We start from the raw sequence: 13303 nt of genomic DNA on the forward strand, positions 1-13303 counted from the left end.
AAGGGGTGAAGGGATGAGCGAAGGGATCGAAGCGATCACCACAGCGGCGTTGGGGCTTGCCATGGATGCGGCGAGTCTCCGCCAGCAGGCTATTGCCGCCAATATAGCCAATGCCAACACGGTGGGTTATGTGCCCATGACCGTGGACTTTGAGAGCCAGATGGAGGACGCCCGGCTTTCGCTGCAAAGCCAGGGTCACCTGGATGCTACTGCTCTGGCTGGCGTGAGGCCACGGATGCGGACCCAAACCGAACTCGGCCTCCCAGGCAAAGTGATGTTGGATATGGAGGTGGCCAGGATGGCCGAGAACTCGGTCCAGTATCAGGCCTTGGCCAAGGGGTTGTCCCGTCACTTTGCCATCCTTTCCGCCGCGGTCAGCGACGGCAAGAAATAGGAGCTTCCATGGACTACTCCCAGGCTTTTGCAATCAGCGCGGCGGGAATGACGGCGGAGCGCACTCGCGTTGAGGTGGCAGCCTTGAATTTGGCCAATGCCCACACCGTTCAGATGGGTGAGGGGACGGCATTCCAGCCCATGCGGGTTGCCAGTCGCTCCATGGCCGCCTCGCAGGTGGCGCCGGAAGCCTTTGCACACCAGGTCGACAGCGGGCTGGCAAGTCTTGGTCAACTGGAGCTCCCTCAGGCGGTGATAGAACCCAGCGGTGTTTCCCCCAAGCAAGTCTACGAACCCGGGAATCCTTTTGCAGACGGCAAGGGGTATGTGACCTATCCCGGCGTGGATACAGCAACGGAAATGGTGTCCATGATGAGTGCGCTGCGTTCCTACGAGGCCAATGTGGCGGCCATGAATACGACCCGGACCCTCGCCTTGCGAGCTCTGGATATCGGAGGGAACGCCTGATGAACCTCGAAGCGATAGCAGCTATCAGCCAGACGGCCCTTCCTCCGATGGTGATGGGGGTCGAGTCTCCAGTCACGACTCCTGCGGCCCACGCACCTGTAGGGTTCGGGGATATCGTCAGTCGGGGCCTGGATGCGATCAACAAGGACCTCATGGTTTCACAGACCGATCTCCAGAAACTGGCCACCGGGGACGTGGAGAACCTTCACCAGGTCATGATCCGGTTAGAAGAGACCCGACTTTCTTTCCAGCTCTTCCTCCAGGTCCGGAATCGGCTGCTTGAGGCTTATCAGGACATCATGAAGATGCAGATATGAAGACCCTCTCCATGCGGGAACCTGTGTCTGGAACCAACGTTGTAGGGAGTAGGGTGTGATCAAGTCATTCTGGGAAGGTCTCGGGGCCCGCTTCGGGGATAGGGGACGTCTGGGGCTTAGTCTGGGCACCGTGTTTATCGTGGTGCTACTGGTGGCAGGGAGCTACTGGATCTTGCGGCCGGAGTACCAGGTGCTCTTCGGTGATCTCAGTCCCCAGGACGCTGCTGCCATGACGGCAGAACTGGAACGCCAGAAGATGCCCTACACCCTCTCTGATCAAGGAGGGGGGCGGACTTCCATCCTGATGGAAAAGGCTGAAGTCTACAAAACGCGAATCAAACTCATGGGCAAAGAGATCCCTTTGCATGGGGCTGTTGGGTTTGAACTCTTCAACAACAGTGATTTCGGGATGACTGAATTTGCTCAGAAGATCAATTACCAGCGAGCCCTCCAGGGAGAGCTGACCCGGACCATCCTTTCTCTGTCCGAGATCAGGGATGCGCGGGTTCTCTTGGCTCTTCCTGAACAGGGCCTGTTCAAACAGGCTTCCAGTAAACCCAAGGCTTCCGTGACCCTGACCCTGAAGGATGGGATGCATCTGCGCGGTGAGCAGGTGGGGGGTATCCAAAGGCTGGTGGCTGCCGCGGTTCCTGGCATCCAGGCTCAGGACGTCACCTTGGTGGATCAGAACGGTGTGGCCCTTACCCGGGTAAGCGATAGCGAGTCGGAAGCTGGCTGGGCGGGCGGGACGCGCCTGGATCTGAAGAAGGAAACGGAAAACTACCTTTCCCGCAAGGCAGGGGTGGTACTCGAACGGGCTCTGGGACCCGGCCAAGCCCTGGCCAGCGTCGATGTGTCGCTGGACATGGATCGTGTTCAGACCAGCACCGAGGAGATTATTGGGGCCCCCAGCCGGACCGGAGAGGTGCCCTCGGGCATCGTGGTGCGAGAGCGGGAGACCAACCGAGAAGGAGAGGTTCCCCTTCGTCCCGGCGGCGGAAACGAGGGGAAGTCCCCCCTCCTGGGGGGCAGTCGTCAGAGCGAGACTGAATACGCGGTTGGAAAGCGAGTGGAGCAGGTTGTGACCCAGCCTGGTGCCGTTCGCCGGATCCAGGTGGCCGTGGTGGTCCACCGGGCTCTGTCCGCTGAACAGCAGGACCGCCTGCGGGCCATGGTGTTGGCCAGTGTTGGGGGAAGCTCGGACCGAGGGGATGAGGTGGTGCTCCAGACCTTGGATGGCCTGGGGGGTGCTGCGGAGTCCCAACGGCCGGTACCAGGAATCGTTCAGGTGCCTGAAGGGAAGGCCGAAAGTGCGGGCTTCCCTGTTCCGCAAACGGATAGGTCCCCCAAGGGGTGGATGCTCCTTGCAGCAGGAGCCGCCCTGGCGGTCTTGGCTGCTTTGGGCTGGGCCATGCGTCCAGGCAAAGCTCCCTTGCCCGACACCTTGTCTGATGCTCAGCGCGAGGCTGCCTTGGCCCAGATCAAGGCCTGGATGGGTGGCAGTGGCTTTGAGGGGGGCAACTCATGAACCAGTCGCTCTTCCTTCCAGAAGCCCCCATGGTTTCCCTCGGCAATGAACGGAAGGCCGCACTGTTGCTGCATTCCCTTGGCGAAGAGGATAGGGCATGGTTGCTAGGGCAGGTGGATACGACTGAACGGCATTCCCTTGAACGCATGCTCCAGGAGTTGCAGGAGTTGGGCATTCCTGAAGATCCGGGAATCATCGGGGAGGTGATTGCCCAAGCCCCTTTGCCCTTGGCTGCCCCGGTACGGATCGCGTCTGAGGCTAATGATTGGGAGGCCGTACTTCGGGAGGCGGACCCGGCGATTCTGGAGCGAGTGTTGCGCGACGATCCACCCGGAGTCACCGCTCGTCTGCTTCTCATGGTGGACTGGCCATGGCAAGAGCGCTTTATGGAGTGCCTGGGGGCGCTGCGGCGCCATCAAGTGACCGAACAGGTGGCCCGTTTCCGCTCAGGAGGAGGGGCTTCCAGCGGCGATTGCCTGAAACCGGCCCTCTTGGCGGCGGTGGGGCGGAGGCTGCGACAGGAGGTGGCGTCCTCCTTCTCGCCAGGGAGCAAGAGGGAAGCGGAGGGAGAAAGAAAGCGCAAGTGGTTTTCATGGAGGGCTTTGCCTCTTGAGGAGACACCATGAGCCACCCCGCCCTGGCTAAGGTCTTTCTTGAACCTCTCGAGGGGGAGAAGCGAACTCGCCTACTCCGCCGACGAGGGGAGCCTCTGGCTGTCAGATCGGAATCCGACGTTCGTCAAGGGGGAGCTGGGGCGGAGCTCCCCTCCCAACCCCAGAGGGACCCCAGGGAGGAGGCCTTTCAAGCTGGTCTTGCTGAAGGGCGCGCAAGGCTCCTGGAGGAAGAGCGTGCAAAAGCCCATGAGGAGGGCTTCACGCGAGGCTTGGCTGAGGGAAAAGAAGAGGGGCGCAGGGACGTGATTCGCAAATCCCAGGATGCCCAGGCGGCCATCGAAGATCGGCTAGGCACTTTGGACCAGTGGCTTAAATCCATTCCGGAACAGCTTCGGGTGGAATTGGCAGCCCGTCTGGCTGCTTTGGAAGACGAGATGGTGGCTTTGAGCTTTTCCGCCATCTGTCGGGTCCTTGGAGAGAAAATCGTGCGCCGGGAGGTGGTGGCCGCTAAGGTCAGGCACGCCATCGAGCAATGCTGCGGTTCCGGCGCCTACAGCCCCTTGGTGGGGTTGGTTGCAATCCATGTCCACCCGAAGGACTACGAAGGGCTTGAGACTGATCCTGTCTTGGCTCAGTGGCTTCAAAAACGACAGGGAGGGATTCCCGCCTGGGTTCCGGATGATCAGGTCCGCCTTGGGGGATGTATTGTCAGGTCCAGCCAGGGGAGCCTGGATGCCAGGCTTGAGACCGAGTTGGGGTCTTTATCTGATCTGTTGATTCAGGCCAGGGCTTCGGTTTTACCGGCTGGGGAGAATGGATGACGTCTTCAACCGAAGCTCATCTGCCCCCCAAAGACCATCTCCGCTCGGAATCACTGAGGGGGTTAACAGAGAGGGTGCGTCACGCGGAGCTGGGACGGCGCTTTGGTGCTGTGCGGTCTCTGCATGGTTTGGCTATTGAGGCCATCGGTCCAAAGGGTCACGTGGGTGAACTCTGTGCCATTCTCCCGCCAGGCATGCCTATCCCATCCCGCCTTGGGGATTTGCTGAGGTCCGGCCTCCAGATCCAAGGTGGTCTGTTAGGGGCCGCTGGTGCTCAGGCCACCGTCCCAGCTTCACAGGTTCCTGTGCTTGCCGAGATTGTCGGTATTCAGACGGATCATGTGACGCTGCTTCCCTTCGGCGGGACCCAAGGCTTGGTTGCTGGAGGGACGGTAGTAGCTCTGGGGGATCAGTCCCGTATCCCCGTGGGTGATGCCCTGCTGGGGCGAGTTATTGACGGCTTTGGAAGGCCGTTGGATGGGCAGCCATCTGTAAGCACTCTGGTTTCCCGTCCACTGAAAGGGCGTCCCAGCAATCCCATGCGCCGCCCCCGGATCGACAAGGTTTTGGAAACAGGTGTTCGCAGTATTGACGCTCTGCTTACGCTTGGCCAGGGGCAGCGTATGGGCATCTTTGCGGGTAGTGGCGTGGGGAAAAGCACCCTCCTTGGGATGATCGCCCGGCATGTCAAAGCTGATGTGAATGTCATAGCGCTTATTGGGGAACGTGGCCGTGAAGTGCGGGAGTTCATTGAGAAGCACCTGGGGCCTGAGGGGAGGAAACGTTCGGTGGTCGTGGTGGCCACGGCAGACCAGCCTGCTCTTGCACGCATTCGCGCCGCCCACGCAGCCATTGCTATCGCAGAGTATTTCCGAGAGCAGGGACAACAGGTCCTCTTGACCATGGACTCCATCACGCGCCTTGCCATGGCTCGGCGAGAAGTCGGGCTTTCGGCGGGTGAGCCGCCCACAGCGAGGGGCTATACCCCTTCCGTCTTCGCAGAGCTTCCTGAACTTTGCGAGCGCTGTGGTACTTCCGCCTCTGGCGGTTCCATCACAGCCCTTCTGACTGTCCTTGTGGAAGGTGACGACTTCAATGAGCCGGTTTCTGATGCTCTTAGGGCCATCCTGGACGGGCATATCGTTCTCTCCCGACAGTTAGCGCACCAAGGGCAATATCCAGCCATCGACCTCTTGAAAAGCGCCAGCCGTTTGTTACCTGACCTCACGACATCAGAAGAGCGCGTGCTTCTGATGGAGGCCGTCCGAATTCTCTCCCTGCTTGAGCGGAATCGACAGATGGTGGAGTTGGGAGCCTACGAGAAGGGGTCCAACCCTGAGCTGGATGCAGCACTGGCTTGTCAACCACAGCTCTTGGCTTGGTTGCGCCAGGCCGAGGGGGGGATCACGAGGGCCGCGGCCTTGCAGGAGTTGGCGGCGTGGCGGAAGTCATTTGAAGAGAGGCGTTCTGCCGAAGGCAAAACATTCGGTAAGGGGGTTGCATGAGCGTTGACCTTCGGGGGTTCAGCTATGCTCTGGAGCCTTTGAGGCAGCAGCGCCAATGGCGCTTGGACCGCCTGCTGGTCCAGCTCGGGAGCCTGCAAACCCGCATCCACGAGATCGAAAAAGAACTCGAACAGCGCAATGAATCATTCTCTATGCTTAGTCGAGATATCGGCTTGGAGCGATCCAAAGGTATCTCCCAATCCTGTTTTTCTCTCCAACTCCATTGGCTGGTTCGCTTGAAAACAGAGATCTTGGGTCTTCAGGATGATCTATTCAGGCTGCGTGAGGAGCGGGTTCAATTGCGCGCTAAGTGCCTCGTGCAGCAATATAAGCTGGATGTGTTGGATACCCATCGAAAAGACTGCATCGCCGAATTCTCTGTTGGTGAAACGAATCGCATGGCCAAAGAAGCTGATCGGGATTGGCTGACCATGCGGTCCAGGCGCTCAGAGTTTGACCCGAAAAGCCGACCCAAGCTTCGCAAAACCTGGGGTGGCGCATGACCCAGGTTGCGAACCTCAAACTGGTCACCCCCTCGGCTTCGAGCCTAGCGGACACAGCTCAGGGCCAGCGAAGCCTTGGCGGGAGTCCTTCACGGGATATTGCCTGGCAGCGGGCTTTTGAACGAGCGCAAGAACCTGATTTCTCTGGGTGGTTTGGTTCTCTTGAAGTGGCGAGGCCTGAAGGTGGGGCGACGACAGTCCCTTGGCTAGACCTTTCTTCCGCCAAGACCTCGACCAGCTGTCCGCCGATGCTCGTTCCTGGGACCGAGAAGGCCACCCCATACGGCACTCCGGAAAGAACGCTCAGTGACAACGCCTCAGAACAGAGGGCCACAACAGAAACCCTTCCTGCGTCTGCTTTCTTGGATTCAATTGAGCCTTCTGCTCGTCCCTATGAGGAAAACGTTTCACACCACGTTCAAGTCGTGACACTTCGAGAGCATCGAGATACCAGCGATGGGAAACAGCTTGCTGGCACCTGCCATGAGCTGACTCAGGCGCTTACTCGGGCTCTGGAGGGGGCGAGAGCCAGCGTTCCTACATTGCGTGCCAGCGGACAAGAGGGGCTCACCCCATCACCCGCATGGGAAATATCCTCCATTGTCGTTACTGGGGAGGTGGCCACCCACCGTTCTTTGGAATTGATTTTCGTAGATCCGTCGGCGCAGGTTCCGGCTGAATCGGCTTTCGGGGAGGCTCCACCCATCTATTCTTCTGTGCCTGCCGTTGTCCAAGATGATGGGCTTAGCTCTGAACTGGAGCTGGCCGGAGCCGAGGGGGCTGCAAAAGCTCCTCCAGCTGCGGAGCCGTCGCCTGAAGTTCCGGTTCGTCTGCACGTTGAGTGGGCGGACGAGGGGATTCGTGTCTGGATCGGAACGCGGCTTGGTCAACCCGATCAGATGGAGCAGCTCACACTCCATCTCCAGCAGTGGTTTGCCAGTCAAGGCCAGAGTCTGGCGTCTTTGGTATGCAATGGACGCCCAGTGCCTTTGCATCGGCTGCGTCAAGGTTCCTTTGGACTTGGATCGGAGACACCACACTCTGCTGCCTCTGGTTATGGGCGTTATGCGTATTTCAATGACTTTTTGGAGGTGCCATGAGCACGACTGCAGTGAGCGGTGTTTCCAACAACAGCACGATCACCCTGAATGACTTCATGCAGGTGCTGATGACCCAGCTGACGTATCAGGACCCCTTGAAGCCGATGGACAATCAGGAGTTTCTCGCCCAGATCGCCCAATTCACAGCTTTGGAACAAACGCAGCAGATGAACACCAACATCCAAACCCTGGTTAGTAACCAGGCGGCCCAGCAGTCCATTGGCCTGATTGGCAAGACTGTTAATATAAGCACTTCAAGTGGCCCGATGTCTGGGACGGTGAAGCAGATCGATCTTTCGAGCTCTTCTCCGACACTTACGTTGAGCACGACCAGTGGAACCGTTTCCGGCATCAGCATCAGCCAGATCACTTCTGTTCAATAGGGAGCAACCATGATCGACTCGATTTCCATCGCGCAGACCGGTTTGCAGGGGTTTCAGGACGGGCTTCGAACCATTGCCAACAACACCGCCAACCTGAACACTCCAGGGTTCAAGGGTGCCAGTACGCAATTTGCGGACATGTTCTACGGTGGAAGCTCCAGTGGGGGCAGCTGGCGATTTGGGCAATGCGGCTATGGGGTGAATACTCTGGGCACTTCTCTTAACTTCAAGCAGGGCCAACTCCAAAGCACAGACAACGCACTTGACCTAGCCATCGATGGGAAAGGCTTTTTCACCCTTCGGGACAGCAGTGGGAATATCCACTACAGCAAAGATGGCCAATTCAAGTTCAATAGTGATGGGGTTCTGATTTCCTCCACCACTGGAGAGGAGGTGCTGGCATTGGATGGCGGTGCGCTAACCAATATCAGTTTGACAAATCTTCGCACCAACCCCGCCAAGGCGACTTCGACGATTACCTTCACTGGCAATCTCTCCTCCTCCGCGACGACGAATACGATAAGCAATGTGACAGTAATCGACTCGGCTGGGAGTAGTCATTCTCTTAGTCTTGTCTTTACGCCGGTTAGCGGCTCCTCCAATACGTGGACCGTAGCTCTGATGGACGGAACTACTTCGGTTGGGAGCGGCACTATAGCCTTCAGCGGCGGGCAGCCGGTGTCCGGCAGCAATTCGGTGGCCGTGACCTATACGCCCACTGGTGGAACCGCCGTCGCGTTGACTCTGGACTTCTCTAGCAATGTGACCTCGTACGACTCTGGGAGTTCCTCATCCCTCGCAGTCGCTAGCCAGAATGGATACTCCGCCGGCACCCTCACCAAGGAGACCTTCGATGGCACCGGCACGCTTGTCCTGACCTATTCCAATGGGCAAACGGTCAAGAGCAAGCAGCTGGCCCTCGGGCAGTTTAGATCCGAAGAGGATGTGGAATCAGTGGGTAATAACGAATTTGGTGTCAAGAATGGGCATGCCTGGCAGGTTGGGGTGGCGAGCACAGGGGAGTTTGGAGCCATTCAGTCTGGCGAAGTCGAAATGTCCAATGTTGACCTTTCCAAGGAGTTCAGCAGTCTCGTGATTATGCAGCGTGGCTACCAGGCCTGCTCCCAGGTCGTATCGACGGCGAGCGAAATGCTGACTTCTCTCTACGGCATGTCGAAAGGTTGATAAACATGTCAGTACCTTTTGATGCACCCAGGCAGATTGAACGCTGGCGCCAGTTATTTTGCTGGACTTCCGCACAGCGCCTGCAGGTGGAAACATCCGTGTCGGCATGTGTTGAGCGCTGGCGCGAGGCCTGGAGTTTGCCGCTTCTCGGATCAAGGCCAGATGCCTCTTCAGTCGAAACGGTTGTGAATGACTGGATGCCCGTAACCTCTAATGGGGGACTTTGGTTTGCGGTGGAAAAGGGCGGGACACGGCCTGAAGGCCTTGTCCAGGCACTCTTCGGAGATACGACCACAAGTGCCAGTCATTCAGGACGCCTTGCGGAAGAAATGGCAGAATCGGCCTGGACCGATCTTCTGCTGCGCTTGGCCACTCTTGGCCAAGGAGGTGAAGTAAGTGCCAAGGGGCTCCCAGAGCAGGATCTTGAGGAGGTGCTGAGGCCTTGGTCTGGGGGGATGGTCATCCCAGTCTCCTGTGGCCAGGTAATCTTCAGGCTTCTCATCTGCTGTGGACGGGTGGCTCGTATGGTCGCTCCCCAATCGCGTGCGCCACTGCCAAAGCTTCCCCCATTGTCACCACTGTTGAAGGCGTTGGCCCCAATTCCCATCCGCTTGCAGGTGGAGACCCAGGAAATGGACATCAACCTGGGCTCGCTCGTTGCCATTAAGGCGGGTTCTGTTTTAAAGACGCTCCATCACCTGGAAGTGCCTTTGCGGGTTTCTTTGGCGGGTTCGCCAGGTGGGAACTTGCTTGAAGGGTTTCTCGGGAAGCGGGAAGGTTATAGAGCTCTGGAGATTCTTTCGTAGGGTCGCTGTATTAAAAAATTAACAATTAATTATTGAGAGCAACAATGACATCTTCCGAAATACCCAATGTTCTGACGTTGACCATGAGTGAGTTGGAGGCAACTTCTTCTTCGGCGGGGGCTCCGGCGGTCTTAGGGGCATCATTGCCCAACCCCCTCCACCAGGTACGAACCCGAATCAGCGTTTGTGTGGGCGGGGCTGAGATCACCATCGGAGACCTGATGGGTCTGCGGGAGCAGCAGGTTCTGACCCTGGATCGAACGGTAGAGCAGCCTGTCGATATTCTCCTGGAAGGGAAGGTCATTGCCAGGGGGATACTGGTCGCAGTCGAAGACACCTTCGGGGTTCGGGTGACCGAGCTACCCGTGCCTCTGAATCCTTGAATTCGTTCATGATGCCGTTTTGGGTCACCTGTTTGAATTTCCTTACCGCTTTTAGGCGGTGGAGTTGGTGCGTTTTCTTTTGTTTTGCCGGATGCATTATGGTTGCCGGGGAGGCCCCGGTGCCCACGGCCAAGCCCGTCGGGGTGGTGGATCTTCCTGCCAGCCTTCCTCTCCGTCGAGATGGAGGCACGTTGGCCGACTCCACAGGCGTTGGTGCTTTGCGCGGTGGGTTCCTGGTTCTCTTGCTCTTGGGTGGGGGATCCTGGTGTCTGTGGCGGTGGCTTCTGGCTAGACGGTCTCAACCCGAATCATCCATCAAGGAATGGCGGAAGTGGCTTTTCGCCGCAGTACCTTCCTCGGGAGTCAAGGTCCTCGAATCTACCCGTCTCACCACGCGGGCATCCCTTCATGTTGTTCAGTGGGATGGCAAGGAATGGCTGGTTGGATGCACGGAGCATGGCTTGAATCTGCTTGCGGAGCGGCCCATTAAAGAGCCTGACGTGACTCGGGAGCAAGCATGAAGCTTTTCCGTTCATCTGCACTGATCTTGTTAATGATGTTTATTGCAGGGGGAGGCTTAGGGTCTCCCTGTCGGGCCCAGGAACTCGCTGCGCCCGCGGCGGAGGTCGCAACATCTCCAACCAAAAATACGGTACAGAACCCCCCGGTCCCAGTTCCTCAGGTAACGCCTACCCCGCAAGCCGAGACTGCTCAAGCCATGAGGATTGTGCTGGGGCTCACCGTCTTGGCTGTCCTCCCGGCGCTTCTTGTTTGTGTTACATCCTTCCTCCGCATCATCATTGTGTTGTCCATGCTTCGCCACGCCCTGGGAATGCAGGAGACTCCACCAAATACTGCCCTGACTGGTTTGGCCTTATTCCTGACGCTATTTATTATGTCGCCGGTCATTCAGAGGGTGAACCAGGAGGCTTTCCAGCCCTTCATGGCCGGTAAGCAGTCTGTGGAGACGGCCTATCGGAAAGGGAGCAGTCCTGTTCGAGAATTCATGGTACGGCAAACCCGTGAGCAGGATCTTGCCCTGATGGTGGAGCTTTCGAAGGCGCCAACTCCCAAAACAATAGACGACATCAGTAATGTCCAGCTGGTGCCCGCCTACATGCTTTCGGAGCTTCGCGCTGCTTTCCAGATTGGATTTGTCGTTTTCCTCCCGTTCCTTTTGATTGATCTGGTGGTGGCTAGCGTGCTGATGGCCCTCGGTATGATGATGATTCCGCCGTCTACTGTCAGTCTTCCGATCAAGATCTTGATGTTCGTGCTTATCGACGGCTGGGGATTGCTGTTGCGCGCACTCGTTGGTTCCTTCCATTGAGGGTGGCGGGATTATTGTGCTAATCTTTTATTCTATTCCATCAGGGAGTCCGCAATCTAACCTCAGGGGCCCTTGTTGGCGGTCCCTCCCAAAGGAACATGCTCGATGAATACCCTTCCCGAATACTTGGAAACCGTCCTCACCGGCATGCGTCAAGTCGGGCCGGGAGAATCGCTGGCACGACTGCAGGCTGCGGTCGAAGCGCACCCAGAAGACCCGAGGCTATTGCTGCTACTGGCGGGCGAGTACGCCCAGAATCGGGAATATGATCGAGCTGAGGGTGCTTACACTGCCGCTCTTCTCCAAGCTCCTGACTTCGCCATCGCTCGATTCCAGTTGGGCCTTCTTCAGTTCACGAGCGGACGGCCTTCATCTGCCCTCGTTACCTGGGTGCCCCTTGAGATCCTGGGACGGGATCACTACCTGTACCTTTTCAAGGAAGGATTTGCGGCCCTCGCCCAGGATCAATTTGACGAGGCCATCCGTTGCCTGGAGGCCGGAATTCGCCAGAACGCTGAGAACCCTCCTTTGAACCAGGACATGCAACTCATGATTCAGCGCATTCGTGAGGCCCGATCTGAGACTTCCTCTGACGGAAGTGACCCTTCGGTTGAAGACCCTCAGGCTGATGCCCACTTCCTCTTGTCGAACTACGGGAAAGTTCAGTAAATCGACGATCTAGAATGATAATTGGGTGAGGTATTTGGCATGGTTCAGGCCCAGATGGCGTCTTCGGATCGACTTACGGTTTTACAAGGATTCCTGGCACAGGATCCAAGCAATGACCGCCTCCGGGCCGACCTCTTCCAGGTGGCTCTTGAGCAGGGTGAAGTTGACTTGGCCAACCGTCAGGTGGAATGGGGAATGCAACAGCCCATTCAAGAGGTTGCTTGGCGTCACAGGCAGATTGTTCTGTGGATGGCACAGGGGTGCTTTGGTGATGCCAGGGATGGCCTCTTAGCCCTGATCGCCGAGGGGCATGACGATCTGACAACTCGTTATAACTTGGCCTATACACAGTTCGCCCTCGGGGCTGTCTCCAATGCTAGGGAGGAGGCGGCCCTATTGATTCCTGCCGATGGGGAGGTGGGTGAATTGGCTTGGCTTCTCTGGTTGAGGTGCGAGCATCACAGCTCCCGGTTGGACGAGGGGCTCCAGGCCTTCACCGAGGCCATGGCCAAGCGTAACCCTTCGCCCGAAGCATGGGGAGTGGCAAGCCTGATGGCTTTTGATGCCGAGCGATTGGATGAGTCACGAGCTTGGGCCGAGCGGGCTTTGGAGGGGGATCCCAGGCAGTTAGAGGCTTTGGTGACCACGGGCACCCTGGCTCTGGGGAGACAGGACGTTCCTGAGGCCACGCGCCGCTTTGAACAGGCTATCCAACTAAAACCTTTGGATGGGCGCACTTGGTCGGGGATGGCGTTCACTAAAATGTTGAGTCTTGATATCCCATCAGCTCAGACTGCATTCGAAAAAGCCGTCACCTACATGCCTTTCCATATCGGCACCTGGATCGGCATGGGATGGTGCGAATTCATGGCTGGTCGTCCTGAGGCTGCCAGAGATGCGTTCGAGCGGGCGCTGAAGCTGGATCACAGTTTTGCTGAAAGCCATGGGTCTTTGGCCGTTGCCTTGGCCCGATTGGACCTGCCTGAGGCCGCTGCAACAGAGGCCAAGGTGGCCTTGAAGCTTGACCCACGATGTCTGTCAGCCCGCTATGCCCAGCACCTGTTGGAAGGGGAGGCGGGTGATTCTGACGCTTTTGCCAGGATGGCCCAGCGGTACCTTTCCCAGCATCCTGTTGCGGGTGAGGAAGGGAAAACCCTTGCGGATGTTGTGCTGAAATACGGAGCGAACCGAGCCACGCGTCCATAGCTCTTACCGATCATCCCTGCGTGGTGCTTGATCACGTGATCGCCCGACGCCTCTTTGATGCCCATGCGGGGTTGGTTTCGCGCCAGGCCGTA

The 13303-nt window shown here is 57.9% G+C and carries 18 protein-coding genes; all 18 read left to right on the forward strand.

Annotation, left to right across the window (positions count from 1 at the left end; translation table 11 throughout):
* The first annotated feature begins 13 nt into the window (after positions 1 to 13).
* The 18 genes from HOLFODRAFT_RS0215365 to HOLFODRAFT_RS0215445 all read left to right on the forward strand — a co-directional run bounded on the left by HOLFODRAFT_RS0215365 (position 14) and on the right by HOLFODRAFT_RS0215445 (position 13211).
* On the forward strand, positions 14 to 394 hold the full coding sequence (locus HOLFODRAFT_RS0215365; RefSeq protein WP_005034697.1) for a flagellar basal body rod protein FlgB: 381 nt from the start codon (positions 14 to 16) through the stop codon (positions 392 to 394).
* A gap of 8 nt (positions 395 to 402) precedes the next feature.
* On the forward strand, positions 403 to 861 hold the full coding sequence (flgC, locus tag HOLFODRAFT_RS0215370) for a flagellar basal body rod protein FlgC (RefSeq protein WP_005034700.1): 459 nt from the start codon (positions 403 to 405) through the stop codon (positions 859 to 861).
* Positions 861 to 1178: a flagellar hook-basal body complex protein FliE gene (fliE, locus tag HOLFODRAFT_RS0215375; protein WP_005034702.1), complete on the forward strand. Its 318-nt coding sequence runs from the start codon at positions 861 to 863 to the stop codon at positions 1176 to 1178. The genes flgC and fliE overlap by 1 nt, the downstream gene beginning before the upstream one ends.
* A 55-nt stretch (positions 1179 to 1233) precedes the next feature.
* Positions 1234 to 2706, forward strand: coding sequence for a flagellar basal-body MS-ring/collar protein FliF (gene fliF / locus HOLFODRAFT_RS0215380; protein WP_005034704.1), 1473 nt, complete (start codon positions 1234 to 1236; stop codon positions 2704 to 2706).
* Positions 2703 to 3332, forward strand: a complete 630-nt coding sequence (locus tag HOLFODRAFT_RS0215385; RefSeq protein ID WP_005034705.1) for a hypothetical protein — start codon at positions 2703 to 2705, stop codon at positions 3330 to 3332. Before fliF ends, HOLFODRAFT_RS0215385 begins: the two co-directional genes overlap by 4 nt.
* Before the next feature lie 27 nt (positions 3333 to 3359).
* The gene (locus HOLFODRAFT_RS24920) at positions 3360 to 3626 is read left to right on the forward strand and encodes a hypothetical protein (RefSeq protein ID WP_158412969.1); all 267 of its coding nucleotides are present in this window, start codon (positions 3360 to 3362) and stop codon (positions 3624 to 3626) included.
* Positions 3623 to 4141 (forward strand): FliH/SctL family protein, encoded by a 519-nt coding sequence (locus HOLFODRAFT_RS24925; RefSeq protein WP_158412970.1) that lies wholly within the window; start codon positions 3623 to 3625, stop codon positions 4139 to 4141. The genes HOLFODRAFT_RS24920 and HOLFODRAFT_RS24925 overlap by 4 nt, the downstream gene beginning before the upstream one ends.
* An 89-nt stretch (positions 4142 to 4230) precedes the next feature.
* Positions 4231 to 5646: a FliI/YscN family ATPase gene (locus HOLFODRAFT_RS21685; RefSeq protein ID WP_425280014.1), complete on the forward strand. Its 1416-nt coding sequence runs from the start codon at positions 4231 to 4233 to the stop codon at positions 5644 to 5646.
* Positions 5643 to 6149 (forward strand): hypothetical protein, encoded by a 507-nt coding sequence (locus HOLFODRAFT_RS0215400; protein WP_005034710.1) that lies wholly within the window; start codon positions 5643 to 5645, stop codon positions 6147 to 6149. Before HOLFODRAFT_RS21685 ends, HOLFODRAFT_RS0215400 begins: the two co-directional genes overlap by 4 nt.
* Complete coding sequence (locus HOLFODRAFT_RS24640) at positions 6146 to 7249, forward strand: hypothetical protein (protein WP_005034712.1); 1104 nt, start codon at positions 6146 to 6148, stop codon at positions 7247 to 7249. The genes HOLFODRAFT_RS0215400 and HOLFODRAFT_RS24640 overlap by 4 nt, the downstream gene beginning before the upstream one ends.
* Entirely contained in the window at positions 7246 to 7632 is a 387-nt protein-coding gene (locus HOLFODRAFT_RS0215410) for a flagellar hook assembly protein FlgD (protein ID WP_005034714.1), read from the forward strand. The genes HOLFODRAFT_RS24640 and HOLFODRAFT_RS0215410 overlap by 4 nt, the downstream gene beginning before the upstream one ends.
* 9 nt (positions 7633 to 7641) lie before the next feature.
* On the forward strand, positions 7642 to 8817 hold the full coding sequence (locus HOLFODRAFT_RS0215415) for a flagellar hook protein FlgE (RefSeq protein WP_005034716.1): 1176 nt from the start codon (positions 7642 to 7644) through the stop codon (positions 8815 to 8817).
* A gap of 5 nt (positions 8818 to 8822) precedes the next feature.
* Positions 8823 to 9623, forward strand: a complete 801-nt coding sequence (locus tag HOLFODRAFT_RS24645) for a hypothetical protein (RefSeq protein WP_005034718.1) — start codon at positions 8823 to 8825, stop codon at positions 9621 to 9623.
* Positions 9624 to 9706: 83 nt separating this feature from the next.
* A complete protein-coding gene (locus HOLFODRAFT_RS23435; RefSeq protein WP_244432635.1) occupies positions 9707 to 10006 on the forward strand; it encodes a FliM/FliN family flagellar motor switch protein in 300 nt (99 codons plus the stop codon).
* Positions 10007 to 10104: 98 nt separating this feature from the next.
* Positions 10105 to 10527, forward strand: a complete 423-nt coding sequence (locus HOLFODRAFT_RS25845) for a flagellar biosynthetic protein FliO (RefSeq protein WP_425280015.1) — start codon at positions 10105 to 10107, stop codon at positions 10525 to 10527.
* On the forward strand, positions 10524 to 11336 hold the full coding sequence (gene fliP / locus HOLFODRAFT_RS0215430; RefSeq protein WP_211237972.1) for a flagellar type III secretion system pore protein FliP: 813 nt from the start codon (positions 10524 to 10526) through the stop codon (positions 11334 to 11336). The genes HOLFODRAFT_RS25845 and fliP overlap by 4 nt, the downstream gene beginning before the upstream one ends.
* A gap of 105 nt (positions 11337 to 11441) precedes the next feature.
* Entirely contained in the window at positions 11442 to 12005 is a 564-nt protein-coding gene (locus HOLFODRAFT_RS21695) for a tetratricopeptide repeat protein (protein ID WP_005034726.1), read from the forward strand.
* Between the two features lie 39 nt (positions 12006 to 12044).
* The gene (locus HOLFODRAFT_RS0215445; RefSeq protein ID WP_005034728.1) at positions 12045 to 13211 is read left to right on the forward strand and encodes a tetratricopeptide repeat protein; all 1167 of its coding nucleotides are present in this window, start codon (positions 12045 to 12047) and stop codon (positions 13209 to 13211) included.
* Positions 13212 to 13303: the final 92 nt, after the last annotated feature.

Origin of the sequence: Holophaga foetida DSM 6591, assembly GCF_000242615.2 — a bacterium.
In the GTDB taxonomy this organism is placed as follows: Bacteria; Acidobacteriota; Holophagae; order Holophagales; family Holophagaceae; genus Holophaga; species Holophaga foetida.

Bases quoted from the DNA above. Each gene is read 5' to 3' on its own strand.
- HOLFODRAFT_RS21695 (WP_005034726.1), top strand. From the start codon at position 11,442: ATGAATACCCTTCCCGAATACTTGGAAACCGTCCTCACCGGCATGCGT.
- HOLFODRAFT_RS0215400 (WP_005034710.1), top strand. From the start codon at position 5,643: ATGAGCGTTGACCTTCGGGGGTTCAGCTATGCTCTGGAGCCTTTGAGG.
- HOLFODRAFT_RS0215445 (WP_005034728.1), top strand. From the start codon at position 12,045: ATGGTTCAGGCCCAGATGGCGTCTTCGGATCGACTTACGGTTTTACAA.
- flgC (WP_005034700.1), top strand. From the start codon at position 403: ATGGACTACTCCCAGGCTTTTGCAATCAGCGCGGCGGGAATGACGGCG.
- HOLFODRAFT_RS24640 (WP_005034712.1), top strand. From the start codon at position 6,146: ATGACCCAGGTTGCGAACCTCAAACTGGTCACCCCCTCGGCTTCGAGC.
- HOLFODRAFT_RS0215410 (WP_005034714.1), top strand. From the start codon at position 7,246: ATGAGCACGACTGCAGTGAGCGGTGTTTCCAACAACAGCACGATCACC.
- HOLFODRAFT_RS24645 (WP_005034718.1), top strand. From the start codon at position 8,823: ATGTCAGTACCTTTTGATGCACCCAGGCAGATTGAACGCTGGCGCCAG.
- fliP (WP_211237972.1), top strand. From the start codon at position 10,524: ATGAAGCTTTTCCGTTCATCTGCACTGATCTTGTTAATGATGTTTATT.
- fliE (WP_005034702.1), top strand. From the start codon at position 861: ATGAACCTCGAAGCGATAGCAGCTATCAGCCAGACGGCCCTTCCTCCG.
- HOLFODRAFT_RS0215365 (WP_005034697.1), top strand. From the start codon at position 14: ATGAGCGAAGGGATCGAAGCGATCACCACAGCGGCGTTGGGGCTTGCC.
- HOLFODRAFT_RS0215415 (WP_005034716.1), top strand. From the start codon at position 7,642: ATGATCGACTCGATTTCCATCGCGCAGACCGGTTTGCAGGGGTTTCAG.
- HOLFODRAFT_RS25845 (WP_425280015.1), top strand. From the start codon at position 10,105: ATGGTTGCCGGGGAGGCCCCGGTGCCCACGGCCAAGCCCGTCGGGGTG.
- HOLFODRAFT_RS23435 (WP_244432635.1), top strand. From the start codon at position 9,707: ATGAGTGAGTTGGAGGCAACTTCTTCTTCGGCGGGGGCTCCGGCGGTC.
- HOLFODRAFT_RS0215385 (WP_005034705.1), top strand. From the start codon at position 2,703: ATGAACCAGTCGCTCTTCCTTCCAGAAGCCCCCATGGTTTCCCTCGGC.